Source organism: Streptomyces sp. 1114.5 (assembly GCF_003635085.1).
In the GTDB taxonomy this organism is placed as follows: domain Bacteria; phylum Actinomycetota; class Actinomycetes; order Streptomycetales; family Streptomycetaceae; genus Kitasatospora.
Map to the genome: position 1 here is coordinate 1,369,554 of NZ_RBXE01000002.1, position 20,772 is coordinate 1,390,325.

Consider the following 20,772-nt stretch of genomic DNA (forward strand, 5'->3'; position numbering starts at 1 on the left):
CGCCCAGACGGGCGCGAAGTGGGGGTACCTCCCGGCCGAAGGCTGGGGGAGCCGCGCGCTGATCCGACAAGATCCGCCGGACAGGCCCTAGGTGAGCCCGGTGTCGAGGGCGGTCATGAGGGTGCCGGCCGGGGTGTCGCCGGACATCTCCCAGATCATGCCGCCGAGCAGGTTCTTCGACTTGAGGTAGGCCGTCTTCTGGGCGATCGACCAGGCGTCGTCGAAGGTCCACCACTGGCCGCCGGCGCCCGTGTAGCCGTACGTCGCAACGGACTCGGGGTCGTGGTAGACGGTGAGACCGGAGACGCTCGTGATCAGGTTGTGGTACCCGCGCGTCCCGGCCTCCTCGGCGAACTGGCCCGGCGCGGCGCCGCCCGCGGACTGCCAGACACCCTTCGCGCCACCGTCCGCCACGCCCTGCCAGCCGCGCCCGTAGAACGGGAAACCGATCGTGAGCTTGCGCGGGTTGACCCCGGCGCCGAGGTAGGTCCGGACGGCCGCATCCACGCTGAAGTGGGTGTTGTAGGGGTCGTTCGGGTCCTGGTACAGGTTGGCCTGGTGGCCGGTGCGGTTGGGCTCCCAGGAGTTGTCGCTGCCCGAGCCGTGGAAGTCGTAGCCCTGGACGTTGGCGATGTCCAGTGAGGTGAAGATCCTGCCCAGGTCCCAGCCGGCGGCGACCTTCGCCGGGTCGGCCGGGGTGAAGGCCGTGAGCAGCCTGTGCGAGCCGCCCAACCCGTCGAGCTGCTTGCGGAATTCGGCCAGCAGCAGGGACAGGTTGTCCTTGTCCTTGGCGCTCCAGTGGTTGCCCGCGTGGCCGTCGCCGGAGCCGGGCCACTCCCAGTCGAGGTCGATGCCGTCGAAGATCCCGGCCGCCACGCCGTCGCCGCCGGCGCCGTTGTAGACCGGCAGGTTGCCCCTGATCCAGGTGTCGACACAGGACTTGACGAACTTCTGGCGGGAGGCGTCGGTGGCGGCGACGTCGGAGAAGTACTTGGAGTACGTCCAGCCGCCGAGCGAGACGACCACCTTCAGGTTCGGGTACTTGGCCTTGAGCTTCTTCAACTGGTTGAGGTTTCCGCGGAGTTTGCCCCAGCCGTCGTCGGCCACGCCGTCCACCGACTGGTCGGCGCTCATCGGGCGGGCGTAGTCGGCGTCGGCGTCACCGGCGCCGGTGCCCTGGTCCGGGTCCTGCGGGTTGCCGGTGGTGCCCTTGGTGACGCCCGCGAGGCAGGTCAGGTTGACCGGATCGATGTTCTCGAAGGCGTAGTTGACGACGTCGAGTTTGGCGGCGCTGCCCGAGGTGTCGAGGTTCTTGACGAAGTACTGGCGGCCGTAGATGCCCCACTGGACGAAGTAGCCGACCCGGGCGTACTTTCCGGCGCCGACCAGGTCGGAGGTGGTTGCGGTGAGTGGGGCGGAGGCGGGCGAGGCGTTGTCGGCGGCGTCGCGGGCCTTCACGGTGAACGTGTAGGTGGTGGACGGCGAGAGGCTGCCGACGGTCGCGGTCAGCGTCTTGCCGGTGACCGTCGCCGCCAGGGTGGCGCCCTGGTACACGTCGTACGCGGCGACCCGGACGTTGTCGGTCGAGGCGTTCCAGGCCAGCGTCAGATCCGTCGAACTGACCGCGGTGGTACGGAGGTCGGTCGGTGCGGTGGGTGGGACGGGGTCGGTGGACGGGTCGAAGGTGGCGGCCGCGACGGGTGTGCTGAGCGGGCCCGGGTTGCCGCGGCTGTCCTTGGCCCGGACGGTCAGGGTGTACGAGGTGGCCGGGGTGAGGCCAGTGACCAGGGTGCTGGTGGACGGGCCGGAGGCGAGCACGGTGCCGCCGTTCAGCACGTCGTACGAGGCGACCGGGAAGTCCCCGGCGGTCGCGGCCGGCCAACTCAGGGCGAGCGTGTGGGCAGTGGATTCGGTGACCGTCGGGGCGCCTGGTGCGGACGGCGGGACGTCGGGGGTTCCGTCGCACTTGTCGCCGTTGATGCGGCAGTTGAGCGGGGTGGAGACCGGGCCGGTGCCGACGAACCAGAAGCTGTACGGCTCGGTGGTGCTGTGGGCGTTGACGGTGGAGTTGTAGAACGCGGCGGCGACGGTGACCTGTCGGCCGTTGACGGTGGCGGTGCCGTTGTAGCTGTTGCCGATCGTGACGCCCGCCGGGAGGTCGAACTCCAGGCTCCAGCCGGACACGGCGGTCGCGTTGTCGTTGTGGACGATGTAGGTGCCCTGCCACCAGGAGCCGTTGTCGGCGGTGGTGAAGGTGGCGGTGAGCTTGCCGGCGGCGTTCGCCGGGGCGGCGAGCGCGGTGAGTGCGGCGAGCGGGAGGAGCAGGACGGAGAGCAGTGCCAGCAGTCTGCTGCGCACGCGCGGGCGCCCGGCCCGGGATCGAGCGGACATGGTTCTCCCTGTGACTGTGGGGGTTGAACAGGGTGATGTAGAACCGGGGGTGATCCGTGTGCGATCGGTGCCTGTGCCGTGGGGAGGCAAGGCATGGGCACTGTAGGAGGACTGGACCAATGCGTCAACAGGTCTGTACCACTGGGTGGAGGGATGGCGGTTGACGAGCGACAGCTGACAGATGACAGATTTCAACATCTGTTATCTGTCAGCTGTTATCTGTTGGTTGTCGTCTGTCGGCTGTCATCTGTTCGGGCCCGTCAGCTCGTCCCCGAGCGGGCTGCGCCGGTACAGCACCGAGCGGCCGTGGCGAGCCCGGGTGACCAGGCCGGTGGCGGCGAGGACGGACAGGTGCTGACTGACCGCGCCCGGAGTGACGCCGAGGCGGTGCGCGAGGTCGGTTGTGGAGGCAGGCTCGGCGAGCAGCGCCAGCAGCCGGGCCTTCGGTGCGCCGACCAGCGCCTCCATGGCCTGCCGCGGCACCGGTGCGGCCCGCCCGGTCATGCCTCCCTGTCCGCGCGCCGGGTAACTGATCTGCGGCGCACGGTCGTTGCTGATCATCGTGATCGCGCCACGGGCGAAGAAGGTCGGGCAGAGGACGAGGCCGCGTCCGTCCACGGGGGTCTCCACGTCCCCGTCCGTCCACTGCCGGTCGATGGACAGCACGCCGTCCTCCCAGCGGAGCCGGTGGTCGAGGTCGGCGAAGAGGGCCGTCGCGCCGTGCTGGGCGAGCAGTCGGGCCCGGTAGACCAGGTCGGCCTCCAGGGCGGCGCGGGCCTGTGGCCACCAGGACGGCGCGAGGCACTTCTCCCAGTACTCCTCCACTGCGTCGGCGATCCGCGCCAACAGCCTTTCCGGGTCGGCGAGTCCGGCGGCGAGGGTGGCGGGCAGCGGTTGGCCGTGCGGGAGGAAGGTCTGCTCCAGTTCGGCGCGCAACTGCTCCGGTGGCAGTGCGCGGACGGCGGCCAGTTCGGAGCGGAACTCGGGGGAGGGGGAGGTCGGGCGGGGGGTCAGGAAGTCCGGTACCCAGCGGTTCTCGGCGACGAGCGAGAGCAGCAGGCGCGAGTCCAGCTGTTCGAAGGCCGGCCTCAGCTGTTCGAAGGCCTGGGTCTGGAGGTGGTAGACGCCGGGGTGGGTCCACATCCGCAGACTGAGTACGGCCTCGTGGATCGGGGAGGTGGCGAACCAGGTGGTGGCGAGGTCGGCCAGGCGGAGTGTGAACCGGTGCACAGGGCGTCCTTCGGCTGGAATCCGGGGCAGGTAGGCGGGCAGAAGCGGCCAGATGCGGGCACGTGGGGCGGGCAGGCAGGCGGGACGTCCGCTTCGGATTTAGCCAGAGCCTAAAGGATTACCTGGACCACCCCATTGGGCGGTGGGATCTTCGTATGACCACCTCGACGGCGGAGTCCTCCGCACCTTCCCCTGCCATACCCGAAAGCCCTGGTGACACCGAAGTCCTCGGTGCCGTCCGACGACGCCTGCACCCCGACCCGACGGTCCGTCGGCTGGCCGGGATCACCCTGGTCAACACGGTGGGCAACGGCCTCTCCCTCTCCGTCGCGGTGCTGTTCTTCACCCGGGTGCTCGGCCTGAGCGCCGCCCAGCTGGGGCTCGGAATGACCGCGGCCGGCCTGTGCGGGGTGGTCGCCAGTGTGCCCGCCGGCCGGGCCGCCGACCGTTGGGGCGCACGGCGGGTGCTGGTGACGCTGGTCTCGGTGCAGGCGGTCGGCACGGCCGGGTACGCGCTGGTGCACAGTTATCCGGCGTTCGTCGCACTGGCCTGCCTGGTCTCCGCCGTCGACCGCGGGTCCGCCGCCGTGCGGAACGCGCTCTACGCGGAGGTGCTGCCCGCCGACCGCCGGGTGGCGGGCCGGGCCTACCTGCGGGTGGTGACCAACGTGGGCATCTGCCTGGGCACCGCTCTCGGCGCGATCGCACTTCAGGTGGACACCCGGCCGGTCTACGTGGCGGCGATCCTGGCCGATGCCGCCTCCTTCGTGGTCGCGGCGCTGCTGTTCCACCGCCTCTCCGACCTGCGGCGTTCATCGGTGGTCGAGCGGTCGGCGGGCGGGGGGTCGGCGGTCGACGGGTCCGTCGCCGACCAGGCGTCGAAGACCGGCGTCCCGAAGCCGTCGGACCCCTCGGGCAAGGGCGCCAAGCAGGGCCGGCGTCGCAATCCCGCGCTGCGGGACGGCCCGTTCCTGGCCCTGACGGTGCTGAACGCGGTGCTCTGCCTGCAGTTCGCCGTACTGGAGGTCGGTGTGCCGCTCTGGATCGTCCAGCAGACCGACGCGCCGCGGATCACCGTGGCCGGCACCCTGGTCGTCAACACCCTGCTGGTGATCACCCTCCAGATGCGGGCCACCCGAGGCATCGACGAACGGACGGCCGCCGCCCGGGCCTGTGGGCGTGCGGGGATGGTGCTCGCGGCCTCCTGCCTGGTCCTCTCACTGGCGCACGGCCTGCCCGCGGTCGCCGCGGCCGTGGTGGTGCTCGGCGGGGTCGTGCTGCAGTCCCTCGGTGAGGTCGTCGGGCAGGCGGGCGGCTGGGCGCTCAGCTACGACCTCGCGGGCGAGCGCGACCATGGCGCCTACCAGGGCGTGTTCAACGCGGGAACGGCGGCGGCGCTGATGGCCGGTCCGGCGCTGGTCAGCACGCTGGTGATCGGGTACGGGACGATCGGCTGGGTCGTCCTGGGCGCGGTGCTTGCGGCGGCCGGCCTGGCGATGCGCCCCGTCGTCCGCTGGGCCGGACGGCGGGACGCGGGGCTCGCGGCCGTCTGACGCCCCGGGCCCAGGGTGCTCAGGGCCCAGGGCGCTCAGGGCCTCGGCTGCTCCGGGCCTCGGTTACTCCGGGAGGATCGCCAGCGCCTCGATCTCGATCAGTACGTCGGGCCTGAACAGCGCCGCCACCTGCATCGCGGAGGCGGCCGGCAGGGGCAGGGTGCCCAGGTGCTCGTCGCGGGCCTCGCGGATGGCCTGGAGGTAGGCGATGTCGGTCATGAAGAAGGTGAACTTCACGACGTGCTCGAACCCGGCCCCGGCGGCGGCCAGGCAGCGGCGCAGGTTCTCGAAGACCTGCCGCGCCTGGGCCTTCGGGTCACCCGCGCCGATCAGGTTCCGCTGCTCGTCGAAGGCGACCTGGCCGGAGACCTGGACCAGCCGGCCGCTGCCGGTGACGACCTGGGTGTAGCCGGTGCCGGGCGCGACGCCGGGCGGCTCGGTGATGTGGGTGAGGTGAGAGGTGGTCATGGCGCGGATCCTGCGCCATGATCCACCGAAGCCGCAAGCCCCGACGGTCCGGAGTCGCGTGGTCTCAGCGCACCACCTCGGGCAGGTCGCGCAGGAACGGCCGGTCGGTGGTGGTGAGTTGGGCGTCCGGGCCGGACGAGCGGAGCACCGTTTCGAGCACGGCCTCCGGGGCGGCAGCGTAACCCCCGCTGGCCCAGGCGGCGTTGGCCTCCACCACGGCCCAACGGCCGTTCTCCGTACGCCCGACGTCCACCACGGCGGCGCTGGGCAGCGGGGCGTCCGACGCGGAGGCGGCCAGGACCTCACGGCCGAACGCGAGCACCTCGGCGGTCTCCCCGTCGGCTGCCCTGGCGGTCTCCCCTTCCGGTGCCCCGATGGTCTCCAGCGGTGCGACGGACAGCTCGCCGTCCACCGCGTAGCGCGAACCGGTCCGCACCGTGCCGTCCAGGACGAACAACCGGTACTCGACGGCGAACCGCGCCACCTCGCTCACCAGCACCGCCGTGTCGCCCTCCAGCACCTCGGGCCCCGGCAGCGCGCTGCCGTCGGGGTAGACGCGGGCGGCGAACAGCTTGTCCGCCGGCGGCTTGACGAAGGCCGGGCGTCGCAGCCGCCGTGCCTCGGCGAGGGTGGCGCAAGTGACCCGCCGTCCGGTCAGGGGAAGCGGCAGTCGGGTCAGCCAGTCGGCGGCGGGCTCCAGCAGGCCGAGGCCGAGCTCCCGGCCGACGGCGTCGCCGAACAGCGGCCCTCCGTACACGTGCACCGGCGCCCCGAGCAGTTCGCGCGGGGCCTGCCAGGACGTCGCGACGCACGCCCGCAGGCCCCGGCGCCCGGCGGCGGTGCGCAGCTGCAGGCCCGTCTCGTTGATGCGCGGTGCGAGGAGCAGGACGGGGACGTCGGTCGTGGTCATGGCGTTGATGCTGCCGTGCGCGCGGTGGGTCTGACCACCGGTTTCCGGCCACGGGCGGGTCTGCCGGCGCCGCTGGTGCGCTGCGTGGTTCCGGCGGCGGGGGGCCGGTTGGCTCTGGCCGAGGGGAGGGTAGGCGTGCCAGAGTCGTCCGGGCGCGGTCCGGGCACCCCCGGTCGCGCCCGCAGTCCGACCCACCCTCAGCCGGAAGGCAGACCCGCCGATGACCAGCGCAGAGCCCTTCGTCCGCGTCAGCACCGCCGACGCCGTCACCACGCTCACCCTCGACTCGCCGCACAACCGCAACGCGCTCTCCACCCGCCTGATGGCCGAGCTGCACGCCGGGCTGGCGGCGGCCGCGGCCGACCCGGAGGTCCGCGCCGTGGTGCTCGGCCACACCGGCAAGGTGTTCTGCGCGGGCGCGGACCTCTCGGAGGCGACCGGCGCGGACCCGACGGTCGGTCCGCGCGGCCTGGTCGCGTTGCAGCGGGCGATCGTGGACTGCGCCAAGCCGGTGATCGCCGTCATCGACGGGCACGTCCGGGCGGGCGGCCTCGGCCTGGTCGGCGCGGCGGACCTCGCCGTCGCCGGACCGGCCTCGACCTTCGCCTTCACCGAGGTCCGGCTCGGCCTCGCGCCCGCCGTCATCTCGCTGCCGCTGCGCCCCAAGCTGGAGCCGCGTGCGGCCTCCCGCTACTACCTCACCGGCGAGGTCTTCGACGCCGCCGAGGCCGCCCGGATCGGCCTGATCAGCAGCGCCACCGCGTCCGCCGAGGACACCGGCGTCGTGCTCAAGGGCCTGCTGGACGCGCTGCGCCAGGGCTCCCCGCAGGGGCTGGCGGAGTCGAAGCGGCTGGCCAACGCCGAGGTGGTGCGTTCCTTCGAGCGCGACGCGGACGAGCTGGTGGAGCTGTCGGCGCGGCTGTTCGGCTCGGAGGAGGCGCAGGAGGGGATGCGGGCGTTCCTGGAGAAGCGGCCCGCACGCTGGGTGCGTTGACGGCCGGGTCCTCTCGTCGGTGGTGACGGTCGGCGGCTCCCGGGTGCCCGGTGCCCGGTGGCCGCGTCGGCGTCGTCCGGCGGCTGGACGGGTGGAGCGGACGAGGCCGGTGTGATCTTGAGCCGTGTGATGTGGGATCGTGTGATCTTGGCCGCCCGGCGGCCGGGCGGTTGCTACGGGCCGGTAACGTGAGCGCATGCCGATAACCCGCTCCCTCCTCTCCGCCGTTCGGGCCGGTGGTCGCCGCGCCGCCGGACGCCTCGTCCACCGGGGTTGGCGCTGGGTGCAGCGGACCGGCGCGGTCACCAACCAGAGCCCCGGCCCCTACCGGTTCGGCGAGCTGGGGGACGGCACGACCCTCGCCTTCCCGCTCGGGGCGGTCTTCAACGAGCAGTGGATCACCATCGGGCCGTTCTCGATCATCGGCGAGCGGGTCACCATCAGCGCGGGCTTCCTGCCCGGGCTGGACCTCGGGCCGGAGCCGATCGTGCGGATCGGCGGCGGCTGCGTGATCGGCCGGGACAGCCACATCGTCGGCCACCAGTCGATCGTGCTCGGCGACGACGTCTGGACCGGGCCCGGCGTCTACATCTCTGACCAGGCGCACGAGTACCGCTCCACCGACCTGCCGATCGGCAAGCAGTGGCCGCGCAACGAGCCGGTGGAGATCGGCGCGGGCAGCTGGATCGGCACCGGAGCGGTGATCCTGCCGGGGGCGCGGATCGGCCGCAACGTGGTGGTCGCGGCGGGCGCGGTGGTGCGTGGCGAGGTGCCCGACCACAGCGTGGTCGCCGGGGCGCCCGCCAAGGTGGTCCGCCGCTGGACCGAGGAGGAGGGGTGGCAGCCGCCGCTGCGCCACGACGCACCCCAGCCGGTGCCGGACGGTGTGACGGCGGAGCAGCTGCGCGCCCTGGTCGGGTGGGACCTGCGGCTGCCGGGGGAGCAGGGCTGACGAGCGTTTCGTCGGTCCTTCGGGCGGGACCTCCGGGACCTCCGGGACCTCCGGGATCGCCGACGCGCCGTTTTCTGAGCGGAACTACCGTACGGGCGAAGCCTGTTCGGCCGTCCGCGCCGCGAGGGCGGCGGTGATCCGCAGGACGTCGGCGGGGTGCGTCGGGTCCAGGCCGGTCAGCACGGCGATGCGGCGCAGCCGGTAGTCGACGGTGTTGGGGTGCAGGTGCAGGGCGTCCGCGGTGTGCCGGCGGTTGAGGCCGCCGGCCAGGTGGGTGCGCAGGGTGGTGAGCAACTCCCCGGCGCCGGCCAGGGGTTCGAGCAGGGCGGCGAGCCGGGAGCGGGCCCGGCTGGGGCGGGTGAGCTGGTACTCCAGCAGGACGTCCTCCAGCCGGTGCAGTCCGGGTGGGCGCCCGAACGCCCGGGCTACGTCCAGGACTTCGTAGGCGAGGGCGGCCGCGTCGGGCACCTCGGCGGGTACGGCCGCGGCGGCTCCGGCGAGTACGGGCGTACCGGCCGCGCGGCCCGCTGCGGCGAGGGTGGCGGCGAGCTGCGGCCAGGGGGCCGCGGCAGTGGGGTACTCGGCTGAGGCTGAGGCTGGGGTTGGGGTTGGGGCTGGGTCTGGGGATGAGCACGAGCTCGGGGACGGGCCGAACGGGACGAGCACCAGCCCGCCCGAGGACGTCAGTGCGGTGAGCGCCGACTGCCGGGTGCGGTGGTCGAGTTCGGCGCCGAGTCGGCGGAGCTTGCGGCGGGCGGCGACGACCGGGTCGACCTCGGGGGAGTGTTCGTCGGGGTGGTCGGCGACGGACAGGCAGAGCACGGCGTAGCCGGCGGGCAGTCGGAGTCCGGCCCGGGCGGCGGCCTCGTCGGCGGGAGTGCCGGCGAGCAGTGCGGTCAGCAGGGACTGCCGGGCCGCGCAGCGGCGGTCGGCGGCCGGTCGGCGCCCGTCCAGGTAGCCCGCGCCGGCGGCGGTGGTGGCCTGCCCGAGTTGGTCGAGCAGCAGCCGGTTGAGCACCAGCAGTTCGGCGGCGTCGCCGTCCTGGGCGTGCCGGGTGACGAACTCCCAGCAGACCTCCAGCCCGAGGTGGTGGGCGAGCAGGACGGCGTCCAGCGGCAGGCCCTCCTCGGCGCGGCGGGCGGCGGCCTCCCGGACGGCGGTGAACTCCTCGGCGGGGGCGGGGAGTCCGGTGCGGACGGTGTGGGCGAGGGCGCGGATCCGGCGCTCGGTGTCCCGGGTGAGCTCGCCGGTGAGCTGTTCTCGGGGCAGGCTGCGGTAGACCGGCACGCGGTCCAGCAGGGCGGTGACGACGGCCTCGGCCAGCTCGCGGACGCCGCCGAGGAGGCGTTGGTCGGCCGGCCGTCCGCCGATCACCGGGATGCGCCAACCCGGCGCCTGGGCCGGTGAGTTCGCGGGCGTGCAGTGGGGTGCGTTGTGACCGGTCACAGAGAACACCGTCCAGGTCTGGGGAACGCCCAAGGGCCGGGCCGGAGGGGCGACCGCATGATGGAGGCACTCGGGTTACCTGTTGGTAACAAACTTCCGCTGTGGAGGCAACAGTTGAGAACCCCACTTCTCCGCTTCTCCGCAAGTCCCCTGCGCCGCGGGCTCGGCGGCGCGTTCGGCAGTGTGATCGGCAGGGCGCTCGGCGCGGCCGTGCTCGCGGGCGCGCTGCTGGCCGGTGCGACGGCGGCGCCCGCGTACGCGGCTTCGGCGGCTTCGGCGGCCCCGGCCGCTTCGGCCCCTGCCGCCGAACTGCCGCCGGACGGCGACACGGTGGCCTCACCGCCCGGCGCCAACGACTGGAACTGCCGGCCCACCGCCGCGCACCCCAACCCGGTCGTCCTGGTGCACGGCACCTTCGCCAACCGCTACGAGAACTGGTTGGCGCTCTCCCCGCTGCTGAAGGGCCTCGGGTACTGCGTCTTCGCCCTCGACTACGGGACCATCCCCGGCATCACCTCCACCGGCAGCGGCCTGCTGCTACCGATCGGGGGCCTCGGCCCGGTGGCGGACTCGGCGGCCCAACTCGCCCGCTTCGTCGACCTGGTGCGCAACGCGACCGGCGCGGCCAAGGTCGACATCGTCGGGCACTCCCAGGGCGGCATGCTGCCGAACTACTACCTGAAGTTCCTCGGCGGCGCCTCCAAGGTCGGCAAACTGGTCGGGCTGGCACCGTCCAACCACGGCACGACGCTCGACGGGATCGTCAACCTCGCACCCTACTTCCCGGGCGTCGCCGACCTGATCTACACCGTCTGCCAGGCCTGCCGGGACCAGGCGGTGGGCTCGGACTTCAACCGGACGATGGCCTCCCGGCCGGACACCGTGCCGGGGGTGAGCTACACGGTGATCTCGACCGTGTACGACGAGGTCGTCACCCCCTGGCGGACCCAGTTCCTGAACGGCCCGGACGTCGACAACGTGGTGCTGCAGGACCACTGCCCGGTCTCGCTCGTCGAGCACGTGACGATCGCGTTCTCGCCGACGGCGCTGCACCTGGTGACCAACGCGCTGGACCCGGCGCACGCCACGCCGGTGTTCTGCGGCTGAGGTGAGGACGGCGCTCCCGCTCCCGCGGTTCGGGGGTGGGAGCGCCGTCGTTCGTCGGGGTGCAGCAGTTCGGGGCGGGGCAGTTCGGGGCGGGGCAGCTCGGACGCGGCCTCGTCGGGCGGGGCCTCAGCGGGTCGGGCGGAAGGTGATGGCGGCGGTGACGCCGTCCGGGCGCAGCCGGTGCGTGCCCGGTTCGTCGAGCAGGGCGGCGTCGTAGCGGGAGAGTTCGACGCCCTCGGTGCTGCCGGTGCCATCGGTGCCGTCGCTGTCTCCGATGAGTGCCGAACCGGCGAGGCAGACGAGGAGCACGGTGCTCTCGGCCGGGACCTCGACGTCGGCGGGCGCGGAGAGCAGGTCCACGGTGGCTTCGACCCGCCCGCGACGCGTCATCACGTTGAAGTCCACCACCGGGCCGCCCAGCAGGCGGCAGTCCGTCGTGGCGTCGCCGGAGAAGGCGAACGGCCGGTACGGGGCATCGACCAGCTGCTCGACGCCGTCGACGGTGAGCGCCATGCCGGCGCCCGCTACCAGGGTGATCACCCGGTCGATGCCGGGGAACGGGGAGAACGGCCCGGCCGAGGCCACGTCGGCCAGGCTGACCCGCCAGTCGAACTTCTCCAGCCCGGCTCCGGCCGGGAACCCGGCGACCTCTCTGGTCACCCCGCCCCCGTTGAGCCACGCCGTCGCAGGGCGCTCGCTCGCCCGCAGTACCTGGAAGCGTTCGCTGGTCGTCATGGCCCCGCATCCTGCCACTGCCGGTGCACCCCCGTCACCGGGAGGGCGGGGGAGCGGATTTCAGCGAACAGATGACGGATGACAGAAGTTGAAATCTGTTATCTGTTCGCTGAAATCCGTCAGCTGTCACCTGTCACCTATTACGCCGCCCGACCGTCAGCGGCAGGAGCGCCGCCGCAGTGGCGGCGACCGCTACCGTGGTCAGCGCCATCGGCAGGCCGGCCGCGTCGGCGAGGAAGCCGATCACCACGGGGCCGATCAGCATCCCGCCGTACCCGAGCGACGAGGCCAGGGCCACGCCCTGCGGGCCGCCCGCCGCTCCGGCCCGGGCGATGGCGAGCGGGAAGAGGTTGGCCAACCCGAGGCCCACCAGGACGAACCCGCAGATCGACAGCGGCACCGCCGGTGCGAGCGCGGCGACCAGCATGCCCGCCGCGGCCGTCAGCCCGCCGAACAGCATGAGCCGGTTCTGTCCGAGCCGGATGGACAGCCAGGTGCCGCCCACCCGTCCGCCGGCCATCGCGAACGCGTACGCGCCGTAGCCGGTGGCGGCCACCGCGGCGCTCGCGTGGACATCGTCGGTGAGGTGGAGGGTGGTCCAGTCGGCGATCGCGCCCTCTCCGTACGCGGTGCACAGCGCGGTGACGCCGAGCAGCAGCACCAGGAAGCGGGTCTGGGGTCGGCCCGCACCCGCCGCTGCGGACGCCGCACCGCCGTCCCTCACGCCCTCCGCAACCGCCGTACCCGCCGTGCCCGCCGCCGCCCGGTCGGGCGCGACCAGCGGCGCCGCCGGGCTGCGGAGCAGCACGACGCCCGCGCCGACGGTGACGGCCATGCCCAGCAGCCCGCTGAGCGCGAGCGCCCACGCGGTGCTCAAGGGCCCGGCGAGCAGACCGCTGACGCCCGTGCCGAGCAGTCCGCCGAAGCTGTACCCGGCGTGGAAGCTGGGCATGACGGGCCGTCGCAGCTGCGCCACCAGGTCGACGGCGGCACTGTTCATGGCGACGTTGGCCCCGCCGTACCCGGCGCCGAAGAGCAGCAGCACGCCGCCGAGCGCGGCGATCGAGTGGGCGTGTGCCGGCAGCAGGACGGCGAGGCTGAGCAGGGCGAGCGAGCCGACCGTCACCGGCCGCGAGCCGAAGCGCAGGCAGAGTCGGCCGACCACGGGCATGGTGATGACGGCGCCGATGGACAGGCAGAGCAGGGCGAGTCCGAGCGCGCTGTGCGAGGCGCTGACCTGGCTGCGGACGTCCGGGATGCGGACGACCCAGGCCGCGAAGAGGAAGCCGTCGACGGCGAAGAACGCGGTGAGCGCGAGACGTGCGGGGCCCCAGGGGCTGTCGGCCAGTGGGGGTGTGCTGCGAGACTGGGGGGACGGGCGGTCCGGGCTGGGATGGGAACGGATTTTGTTTCGAAGCGACACAAAGTCACAATAGGGGCGTGCAGCTCTCACCATCAAGCCCGAGGCCCGGCACCGGGAACGACGCCGACGCGCAGCGCGACGGCCACCGTCGCGCGGCCCCCGACCGCGGTCGGACGCTGCTCGGCCCCGCACTCTCGCTGATCCACACCGGTCAGGCGCCGACCCGTTCGGCACTCACCCGCGCGCTGGACGTGACCAGGGCCACCGCCGGTGCGGTCACCGCCGAGCTGGAGGCGCTCGGCCTGATCACCGTCGACTCGCGCCCGGCCGGTGGCGGCCGCGGCCGCCCCTCGCACCGGCTCGCGATCGACCCGCAGGGTCCGGTCGTGGTCGCCGGGCAGATCCACGCCGACGGGCTGAGCGTCACCCTGGCCGGCCTCGGCGGGCTGCTCGACCCGCCCGTCCACCTGCCGCTGCCTGCCGCCACCGATCCGGTCCGGATGCTGCGCGCCGTCGCCGAGGCGGGCGCCGCGCTCGCCCGGGCGACCGACCGCCGCTGCCTGGGCGCCGCGCTCGCCCTGCCCAACCCGGTCACCGAGCCGGACGGCGCCGCGCTCGCCGCCCTGCACTTCGCCTGGCCCAGCGGCACCCCGGTCGCCGACCTGTACGACGTCGAGGTCGGCCGCGCCGACCACGGCCCGAACGCGCTGCGCCCCCTGCCCACCGCGATCGCCAACGACGCCAACCTCGCCGCGCTCGCCGAGTACCGGCACGGCGCCGGGCGCGGCGCCCGCCACCTGCTCTTCGTCACCTCCGGCCACCGCGGCGTCGGTGGCGCGCTGGTCATCGACGGCCACCTGCACACCGGCAGCGCGGGCCTCGCCCTGGAGGTCGGCCACCTCACCGTCGACCCGCAGGGCCGCCCCTGCATGTGCGGCAACCGCGGCTGCCTCAACTCCGAGACCGATCCTGACGCGCTGTTCGCGGCCGCAGGGCTCACCCCGGAGCCGGGGCGCCCGCTGCTCGACCAGGCGCGCGACCTCTGCCGGGCCGCCGCCACGGACGACCGCGCGCGGGCGGCGGTGGAGCACGTCATCGACCGGCTCGGGCTCGGGCTGGCCGGCGTCGCCAACATCCTCAACCCCGACCGGGTGGTCCTCAGCGGCCTGCACCTCGACCTGCTGGAGGCTGCGCCCGAGCGGCTGCGCGCGGTGGTCGCCGAACGCAGCCTGTGGGGGCGCAGCGGCCGGGTGCCGATCGTCGGCGCGGAGCTGGCGCACGGGGCGCTCGCGGGTGCGGCCGAACTGGGCTGGGGACCGTACCTGGCGGACCCGCAGTCGGTGCCCGTCTAGGAACGGCCGTTCGGGCAAAAGTTGCTCCTGGGGTCGGGGCCGGGGCCAGTGACCAGCCGGAGCCAACAGGGCCGGAGCCAATGACCGGCCTGGGCCCGATAAGTGGAACCTGGGTCTCCGGAAAATGTCACTTATCGTGACCGTCATACACTCGTAGTGAGCAGTGGGGGGTTACTACGAGGAGACAGCGACCATGAGCACCCAGTCCGGCATCGAGCGCGGCCCCCGGCCCGGCATCGAGCCGACCGTCGACGTCGACCGCTCCGACGCGGAGTACCGCACCTGGCTCAAGGAGGCGGTGCGCAAGGTCCAGGCCGACGCCAACCGCTCCGCCGACACCCACCTGCTGCGCTTCCCGCTGCCGGCCGAGTGGGGGATCGACCTGTACCTCAAGGACGAATCCACCCATCCGACCGGCTCGCTCAAGCACCGCCTCGCCCGCTCGCTCTTCCTCTACGGGCTCTGCAACGGCTGGATCCGCCCCGGCAAGCCGGTGATCGAGGCCTCCAGCGGCTCCACCGCCGTCTCGGAGGCGTACTTCGCCCAGCTCATCGGCGTGCCGTTCATCGCCGTCATGGCCAAGAGCACCAGCCAGGCCAAGATCGACCTGATCGAGTTCCACGGCGGCGAATGCCACCTGGTCGAGCGCTCGGACGAGGTGTACGAGGCCTCCGCCCGGCTCGCGGAGGAGACCGGCGGCCACTACATGGACCAGTTCACCTACGCCGAGCGGGCCACCGACTGGCGCGGCAACAACAACATCGCGGAGTCGGTCTTCGCCCAGCTGCGCCTGGAGCCGCACCCCGAGCCGGCCTGGATCGTCGCCACCGCCGGGACCGGCGGCACCTCGGCCACCATCGCCCGGTACGTGCGCTACATGCAGTTCGACACCCGGATCTGCGTCGCGGACCCGGAGAACTCCTGCTTCTTCGACGGCTGGGTGCGCCACGACCCGGACGCCGTCTGCGAGAGCGGGTCGCGGATCGAGGGCATCGGACGGCCCCGGATGGAGCCGAGCTTCGTCCCCGGCGCGATCGACCGGATGATGAAGGTGCCGGACGCCGCCTCGATCGCGGCCGTACGACTGCTGGAGCAGGTGCTCGGCAAGAAGGCAGGGGCCTCCACCGGCACCGGCCTCTGGAGTGCGCTGCAGATCGTCGCCGAGATGCGGGCGGCCGGGCGGACGGGCAGCGTGGTCGGGCTCATCTGCGACCCGGGGGACCGCTACCTCGACAAGTACTACTCGGATGACTGGCTGGCCGGTGAGCGGATCGACATCGCGCCCTACCGGGCCGCGCTGGAGTCCTTCCTCGCAGGCGGCCCCTGGACGGGCTGACACCAGGAACGCGCGGCTGACAACCGACAGCCGACAACCGACAGCCGACAGATGACAACTGACGGATGACAACTAACAGCCGACAGATTTCAGATTCTGTTATCTGTTATCTGTCGGCTGTCATCTGTCGGCGCTACGGCAGCGGCACCGTCGGCAGGTCGGCCGGAACGAGCAGCTGGAGTTCCTCGGTGGACGGGTCGGCGAGGTGGGCGACCCGTACCGCGTGCCGCTCGACCATGCTCTCGAAGACCTGCCGAGCGGTGCGCCCGTTGCCGAAGTTGGGGCCGCGCTCCAGTCCTCCGAAGTGTGCGAGCAGCGCCTGCTCGGTTCCCTCCGAGAGCGCGTACTCGTGCTCCGCGCACTGCGCCCGGGCGATCTCCAGCAGCTCGTCCGCCGTGTAGTCGGGGAAGCTGATGGTGCGTGAGAAGCGGGAGGAGACACCGGGGTTGGCGGAGAGGAAGCGCTCCATCTCGGCGGTGTAGCCGGCCACGATGACGACCACCTCGTCCCGGTGGTCCTCCATCAGTTTGACCAGGGTGTCGATCGCCTCGCGCCCGAAGTCCCGAGCGCCGTCCTCCGGGGCGAGCGCGTACGCCTCGTCGATGAAGAGCACCCCGCCGCGCGCCCGGTCGAAGGCGGCCGCGGTGCGGATCGCGGTGGAGCCGATGTGCTCGCCGACCAGGTCGACCCGGGCCACCTCGACCAGGTGGCCGCGCTGGAGCACCCCGAGCGACGCGAGGATCTCGCCGTAGAGCCGGGCGACGGTGGTCTTGCCGGTGCCGGGGGCGCCGGTGAAGACCAGGTGGCGGCGGAGCGAGGGCGCCTTGAGCCCCGCCTGGCGGCGGCGCCGCCCGACCGAGATCAGGTCGATCAGGGTGCGCACCTCCTGCTTCACCGTGGCCAGCCCGACCAGCGAGTCCAGCTCGGCGAGCGCCTCCTCGGCGGGCCGGCAGTCCGGGATCGGTCCGATCACCGCCGAGGCTGCCGCGGACGGAGCCAACGCCTGTGCGGCGGCGGTCAGTTGGGACGACCGCGGTGCCGGAACGTCCGTACCGCCGTACGAAGCCCCCGGCCCCGGACCTACCGCCGACTCGCGACCCACCCCCGGACCCAGGGCTGCCCCACCGCCGCCACCGACCCCACCGCCGCCCCCGACGCCGCCACCCGCCGGAACGGCGGACAGCGGAGGCGCCCCCACGTCATCCGCGGTGCACCCCTCCGCGATCGGCCCCGGCTCGGAGAATTCGAACCCGGCCCGCTCGTTCTGCTCTGCCCGGCACCGGGTGAGCTGCGTCCGGCAGCCGTCGATGATGTGGAAGCCGAAGCCCTTGCCGTGCGAGACCCGGCAGTTCTCGAAGGTGCCCCGCCCCTGCGCCGACACGTACACCCCGGCGTCCGTGCTGGCCCGGACGGTGCAGTCGCGCAGTACCGGATCGGCGCCCTTCGTGACGATCACCCCGGTCGCGACGTCGGAGATCTCGCAGTCGGTGAGCTGCCCGCCGCTGCCGTGGTCGCGGAACCAGAGTCCCGTCCCGGCCTCCTGCACCCGGCAGGAGGCCAGCGAGACGGTGGCCCCGCCGCTGACCGAGACCGCCGAGCTGCGGATCCGGCTGAACGAGCAGCCCTCGGCGGTGGCGGCGGAGTCCCGGTCGAGGACGAACAGGGCGTCCGGCAGGTCGTGCAGCGAGCAGTCGGTGAGGGTGAGCCGGGCGCCGTCGCTGACCCACAGCGCCGGGTACTCGCCGGTGGAGCCGTGGATCTGGCAGGCTTCCGCGACGGCCTCGGTGCCCTGGTCCCAGACCGACAGCGCCCCGCGCCCGAAGTCCCGGACGGTGGTGTGCGCGAGGCTGAGCCGGGCGCGCCCGCGCAGGTCGGCGCCGTTCTCCGGCAGGTCGTGCACCCGGCAGCCGGTGAGCACGAGTTCGGCCGCGCCGTCCAGGGTCAGGCCGTTGCCGGTGACCCGGTGGATCTCGCAGTCGACGAGCCGCCCGCCCGACTGTGACTCGGCCTGCACGCCGCTGCCGCGGATCTCGTAGATCTCACAGTCGGTCAGTTCGGCCGCGCTGCCGGGGTCGGAGAGCAGCACGCCCGCGCCGGAGGCGTGGTGGATGCGGCAGCGGTCCAGTGCGGCGGTGGCGCCGCCGAGGACGGCGAGCCCGGCCTGTCCGGCGGCGGCGACCTCGCAGTCCTCGAAGGCGGCGGCGGTGCCCTCGCCGCGCAGTCGCAGTCCGAGCCCGCCCGGGTTGGCGACCACGCAGCCGCGCAGGGTAGGCCGGGCGCCGGCCGCGACCTCGATCCCGGTGGCCGAGCGGGTCTCGATCCGGCAGCCGCTGAGCGCGGGCGTGGCCTGCTCGCCGGTGACCAGGACGGCCGGGGAGGACGTGTCGCCGCCCTCCACGACCAGGTCGCGGACGGTCGCCGCGGCGGTGACGGTGATCGCCACCCCGGACGGCGGCTCGATCCGCACGGTGCCCGGGCCCTGGGCCGGGACGATCGTCACCGGCTTGTCCAGCAGCAGGTTCTCCCGGAAGGTGCCGGGCCGGACGGTCACGGTGTCGCCCGGTTCGGCGGCCGCCAGGGCCTCCGCGAGCGTGTCGTAGTCGCCCGCCCGGCGACGCCAGCGGGATGCGCTGTCCTGGGTGACCCGGACCCTGTGCTCAGCCATGACGGTCTGTCGTCCCCACCTTCGTCGAGCCGGCGATCAACGGGCCGAACGCGCGGGGGTGCGCGGGCCGTCCGCCCACCGTAGCGCGCCCACGTGGGTGGTCCGGCCGCGCTCCGTCGCGCGGGCACCGGTAGTGCTCACTGCGGCCACAGGTTCCGACCACTTGTTTCAACGAGCACGCACAGCAGTGGTTCCGCCCGGGGACGACCGCCGGTTCTGCCCGCCGGTCCTGCCCGCCGGTCCTGCGCGCCGCGCCGCGCGCTCAGTGCCCGTCGGCCGGCCAGTGCGCCCCGTCCTCCAGCACCTCGACCTCGTCGCCCACGCGCAGCGTGCCGAGCACGTCCCCCTCGACGCCGACCGGCCGCTCGGGGATCAGGTTCTGCCCGAACGCGGCCTTGCGCAACAGCCGGTGGTGCCGGGCCAGGGTGCGCAGCGGCTCCTTGCCGCGCCGTTCGCCGGTCTCCTGATCGGTGGTGGTGACGACGCAGCGGCCGCAGGGCTTGACCACCTTGAAGGTGAGCTCGCCGATCCGGATCCGGCGCCAGCCGTCCTCGGCCCAGGGCGCGGTACCGGCAACTACCACGTTGGGGCGGAAGCGCTCCATGGGCAGGGTCTCGTGGTCCTCCGGGTGCTCGGCGGCGATCAGCTCGTTGAGCCGGTCGAGCGAGGCGCTGGTGGTGAGCAGCAGCGGGAAGCCGTCGGCCATCGAGACGGTGTCGCCGGGCCGGCCGTACTCGGGGTCGACGGGCCGGGCGAGCGGGTCGTCCAGGTGCACCAGGCGGTAGTCGCCGAGGTGTTCGGCTATCCACGCGTGTGCTTCCTTGGCGGCTTCGGCGGCGTGGAAGCGGTCGCCCCAGACCTCGACGTCGGCGAGCGGGTCGCCGGCGGCGATGGCAGGAGCGGGCACCTCGATCCGCGAGCCGTCGGGGGCGGTCAGCGTCAGCGAGCCGTCGGGCAGGAGCCCGGGCCGGATCTGTCCGAGGGCGGTGTTCTCGCGCTGGCTGACGAAGCGTCCGGTCGGGTCGGCGAGCATCCAGCGGCGGTCTCCGACCAGGCCCCAGGGGTGGACCTCGGCGGTCTCCGGGCTCAGGCGGTACATGGACTTGACGGGGTAGACGTGGAGTCCGGTGAGCTGCATCCCCCCATCCTGCCAGCAGGGTTCCGGCAGCTCGCACCGCCCCCGTATACGCACGGACCTGCGCCCCGACCGTGCCCGGATAGGCGCACGGACCGCCCGGGACGCCGTGGGGGGCGTTCCGGGCGGTCCGTGGATGACCCGTGTTCTCCATTCGCCCGGCGTTCAGGGGTCGCCGGGTGGCGCTCAGGTGGTGCGGGTGCGGGCCGCGTGGGGGGCGGCCTCGGGGAGCCGGTGGTTCAGTAACCCTGGCCCTGCGGCTGGTAGCCGCCGTTCTGGAACTGTCCGGGCTCGCCGTACGGCCCCGGACGCTGCGGCTGCATCGGGCGGACCGGCGCGACCGGCGCCATGGCCGGGCGTAGCTGGGCGCCGCCGAAGGACTGGTCGCCGCCCTGGCCCTGGAAACCGGGGCCGACGCCGTTCTGGCCGCCGAAGGACTGCGGTCCGCCGAAGCCCTGCGGCCCGCCGGGCTGGCCCTGGCCGAATCCGGCCGGGTGGCCGACCGGCTGCGCGCCGAAGTTCTGCGGGCCGGCCTGGCCGCCGATGAAGGTGTTCTGGCCGCCGAAGCTCTGGCCGCCGCTTGGCTGGTAGCCGCCGCTGGCGGTCTGGGTGAAGGCCGGGGCGCCGGCCTGCGGTCGCTGGTACGGCTGGGGGGCGCCGTAGCCGGGGACCGCCGGCTGGGGGGTGGCGTACGCCGGAGCGGGCTGCGCCGGGATGTACGCCGTGGCGGGGCCGGCGGAGGGGCCGCTGCTCGGGCCGGGGCCCAGAGCGAGGCGGGCGGGCGGCAGCGCGGGGAGGTTGCTGCCGGCGCTTTCGTACCCGTTGCCGTACCGGTTCTCGTAGGAGGGGCCGAGATTTGATCCGTAGCCGGACGACAGCGCCGGCGGCAGGGCGGCCGGCACGTTGATGGGCGCGATCTGGGGGACGCCGCGCTCAGCCACGAGGCTGTCGTAAATCGGCGTGCCGGAGGAGAAGGACGGAGAGGGGTAGCCGACTCCGTCGTAGGAGCGGGGCGAGGTCATGGGGCATACGGTAAGCCCACAATGCGGCTGCTGAGGAGAGCGGGAGGGGGAGCAGTTCGAGTGTTTACACAGTCTTCGCTCGCACAAAGGTTTCGAAAGTAGGAAGAACGGAC

At 73.2% G+C, this 20,772-nt stretch carries 16 protein-coding genes; 6 read left to right on the top strand and 10 right to left on the bottom strand.

Translation table 11 applies throughout. From position 1 onward, the window contains the following. Positions 1-87 precede the first annotated feature (87 nt). Positions 88-2,391 (bottom strand): glycosyl hydrolase family 18 protein, encoded by a 2,304-nt coding sequence (locus BX285_RS29255; RefSeq protein ID WP_121178735.1) that lies wholly within the window; start codon positions 2,389-2,391, stop codon positions 88-90. A 243-nt stretch (positions 2,392-2,634) separates the two neighbouring features. After that, positions 2,635-3,621 carry a helix-turn-helix transcriptional regulator gene (locus BX285_RS29260; RefSeq protein ID WP_220783985.1) on the bottom strand — a complete coding sequence of 329 codons (987 nt, stop codon included), beginning with the start codon at positions 3,619-3,621 and terminating at the stop codon, positions 2,635-2,637. Between the two features lie 155 nt (positions 3,622-3,776). Here BX285_RS29260 and BX285_RS29265 point away from each other — a divergent pair, with 155 nt between their 5' ends. Further along, positions 3,777-5,174 (top strand): MFS transporter, encoded by a 1,398-nt coding sequence (locus BX285_RS29265; RefSeq protein ID WP_121178736.1) that lies wholly within the window; start codon positions 3,777-3,779, stop codon positions 5,172-5,174. 63 nt (positions 5,175-5,237) lie between these two features. Here the strand turns inward: BX285_RS29265 and BX285_RS29270 are convergent, their stop codons facing one another. Further along, a complete protein-coding gene (locus BX285_RS29270; protein ID WP_121178737.1) occupies positions 5,238-5,642 on the bottom strand; it encodes a RidA family protein in 405 nt (134 codons plus the stop codon). Positions 5,643-5,706: 64 nt separating this feature from the next. Then, the gene (locus BX285_RS29275; protein ID WP_121178738.1) at positions 5,707-6,552 is read right to left on the bottom strand and encodes an ATP-grasp domain-containing protein; all 846 of its coding nucleotides are present in this window, start codon (positions 6,550-6,552) and stop codon (positions 5,707-5,709) included. A gap of 220 nt (positions 6,553-6,772) precedes the next feature. On the opposite strand from BX285_RS29275, the gene BX285_RS29280 reads away from it, so the two are divergent. Together BX285_RS29280 and BX285_RS29285 are read left to right on the top strand one after the other, a co-directional pair. Next, positions 6,773-7,546, top strand: a complete 774-nt coding sequence (locus BX285_RS29280; protein WP_121178739.1) for an enoyl-CoA hydratase family protein — start codon at positions 6,773-6,775, stop codon at positions 7,544-7,546. A 196-nt stretch (positions 7,547-7,742) separates the two neighbouring features. Then, the gene (locus BX285_RS29285; protein WP_097235147.1) at positions 7,743-8,498 is read left to right on the top strand and encodes a DapH/DapD/GlmU-related protein; all 756 of its coding nucleotides are present in this window, start codon (positions 7,743-7,745) and stop codon (positions 8,496-8,498) included. A gap of 84 nt (positions 8,499-8,582) precedes the next feature. Here BX285_RS29285 and BX285_RS29290 read toward each other — a convergent pair whose 3' ends face one another. Then, a complete protein-coding gene (locus BX285_RS29290) occupies positions 8,583-9,944 on the bottom strand; it encodes a CdaR family transcriptional regulator (RefSeq protein ID WP_121178740.1) in 1,362 nt (453 codons plus the stop codon). A gap of 228 nt (positions 9,945-10,172) precedes the next feature. On the opposite strand from BX285_RS29290, the gene BX285_RS29295 reads away from it, so the two are divergent. Next, positions 10,173-11,051 carry an esterase/lipase family protein gene (locus tag BX285_RS29295; protein ID WP_398901575.1) on the top strand — a complete coding sequence of 293 codons (879 nt, stop codon included), beginning with the start codon at positions 10,173-10,175 and terminating at the stop codon, positions 11,049-11,051. Between the two features lie 126 nt (positions 11,052-11,177). On the opposite strand, the gene BX285_RS29300 is transcribed toward BX285_RS29295, so the two are convergent. Next, positions 11,178-11,786, bottom strand: a complete 609-nt coding sequence (locus BX285_RS29300) for a HutD family protein (protein ID WP_121178741.1) — start codon at positions 11,784-11,786, stop codon at positions 11,178-11,180. Between the two features lie 133 nt (positions 11,787-11,919). After that, on the bottom strand, positions 11,920-13,209 hold the full coding sequence (locus BX285_RS29305; protein WP_398901394.1) for an MFS transporter: 1,290 nt from the start codon (positions 13,207-13,209) through the stop codon (positions 11,920-11,922). 116 nt (positions 13,210-13,325) lie between these two features. Here BX285_RS29305 and BX285_RS29310 point away from each other — a divergent pair, with 116 nt between their 5' ends. Together BX285_RS29310 and BX285_RS29315 are read left to right on the top strand one after the other, a co-directional pair. Beyond that, entirely contained in the window at positions 13,326-14,501 is a 1,176-nt protein-coding gene (locus BX285_RS29310; RefSeq protein ID WP_257032992.1) for an ROK family protein, read from the top strand. Positions 14,502-14,694: 193 nt separating this feature from the next. After that, a complete protein-coding gene (locus tag BX285_RS29315) occupies positions 14,695-15,837 on the top strand; it encodes a PLP-dependent cysteine synthase family protein (RefSeq protein ID WP_097235143.1) in 1,143 nt (380 codons plus the stop codon). A 133-nt stretch (positions 15,838-15,970) separates the two neighbouring features. Here BX285_RS29315 and BX285_RS29320 read toward each other — a convergent pair whose 3' ends face one another. From BX285_RS29320 to BX285_RS39575, 3 genes are all read right to left on the bottom strand, one after another. After that, positions 15,971-18,502 (bottom strand): right-handed parallel beta-helix repeat-containing protein, encoded by a 2,532-nt coding sequence (locus BX285_RS29320; RefSeq protein ID WP_097235142.1) that lies wholly within the window; start codon positions 18,500-18,502, stop codon positions 15,971-15,973. Positions 18,503-18,764: 262 nt separating this feature from the next. Continuing rightward, positions 18,765-19,640 carry an MOSC domain-containing protein gene (locus BX285_RS29325; protein WP_121178742.1) on the bottom strand — a complete coding sequence of 292 codons (876 nt, stop codon included), beginning with the start codon at positions 19,638-19,640 and terminating at the stop codon, positions 18,765-18,767. Between the two features lie 236 nt (positions 19,641-19,876). Further along, complete coding sequence (locus BX285_RS39575) at positions 19,877-20,659, bottom strand: DUF6643 family protein (RefSeq protein ID WP_121178743.1); 783 nt, start codon at positions 20,657-20,659, stop codon at positions 19,877-19,879. Between the last annotated feature and the right edge of the window lie 113 nt (positions 20,660-20,772).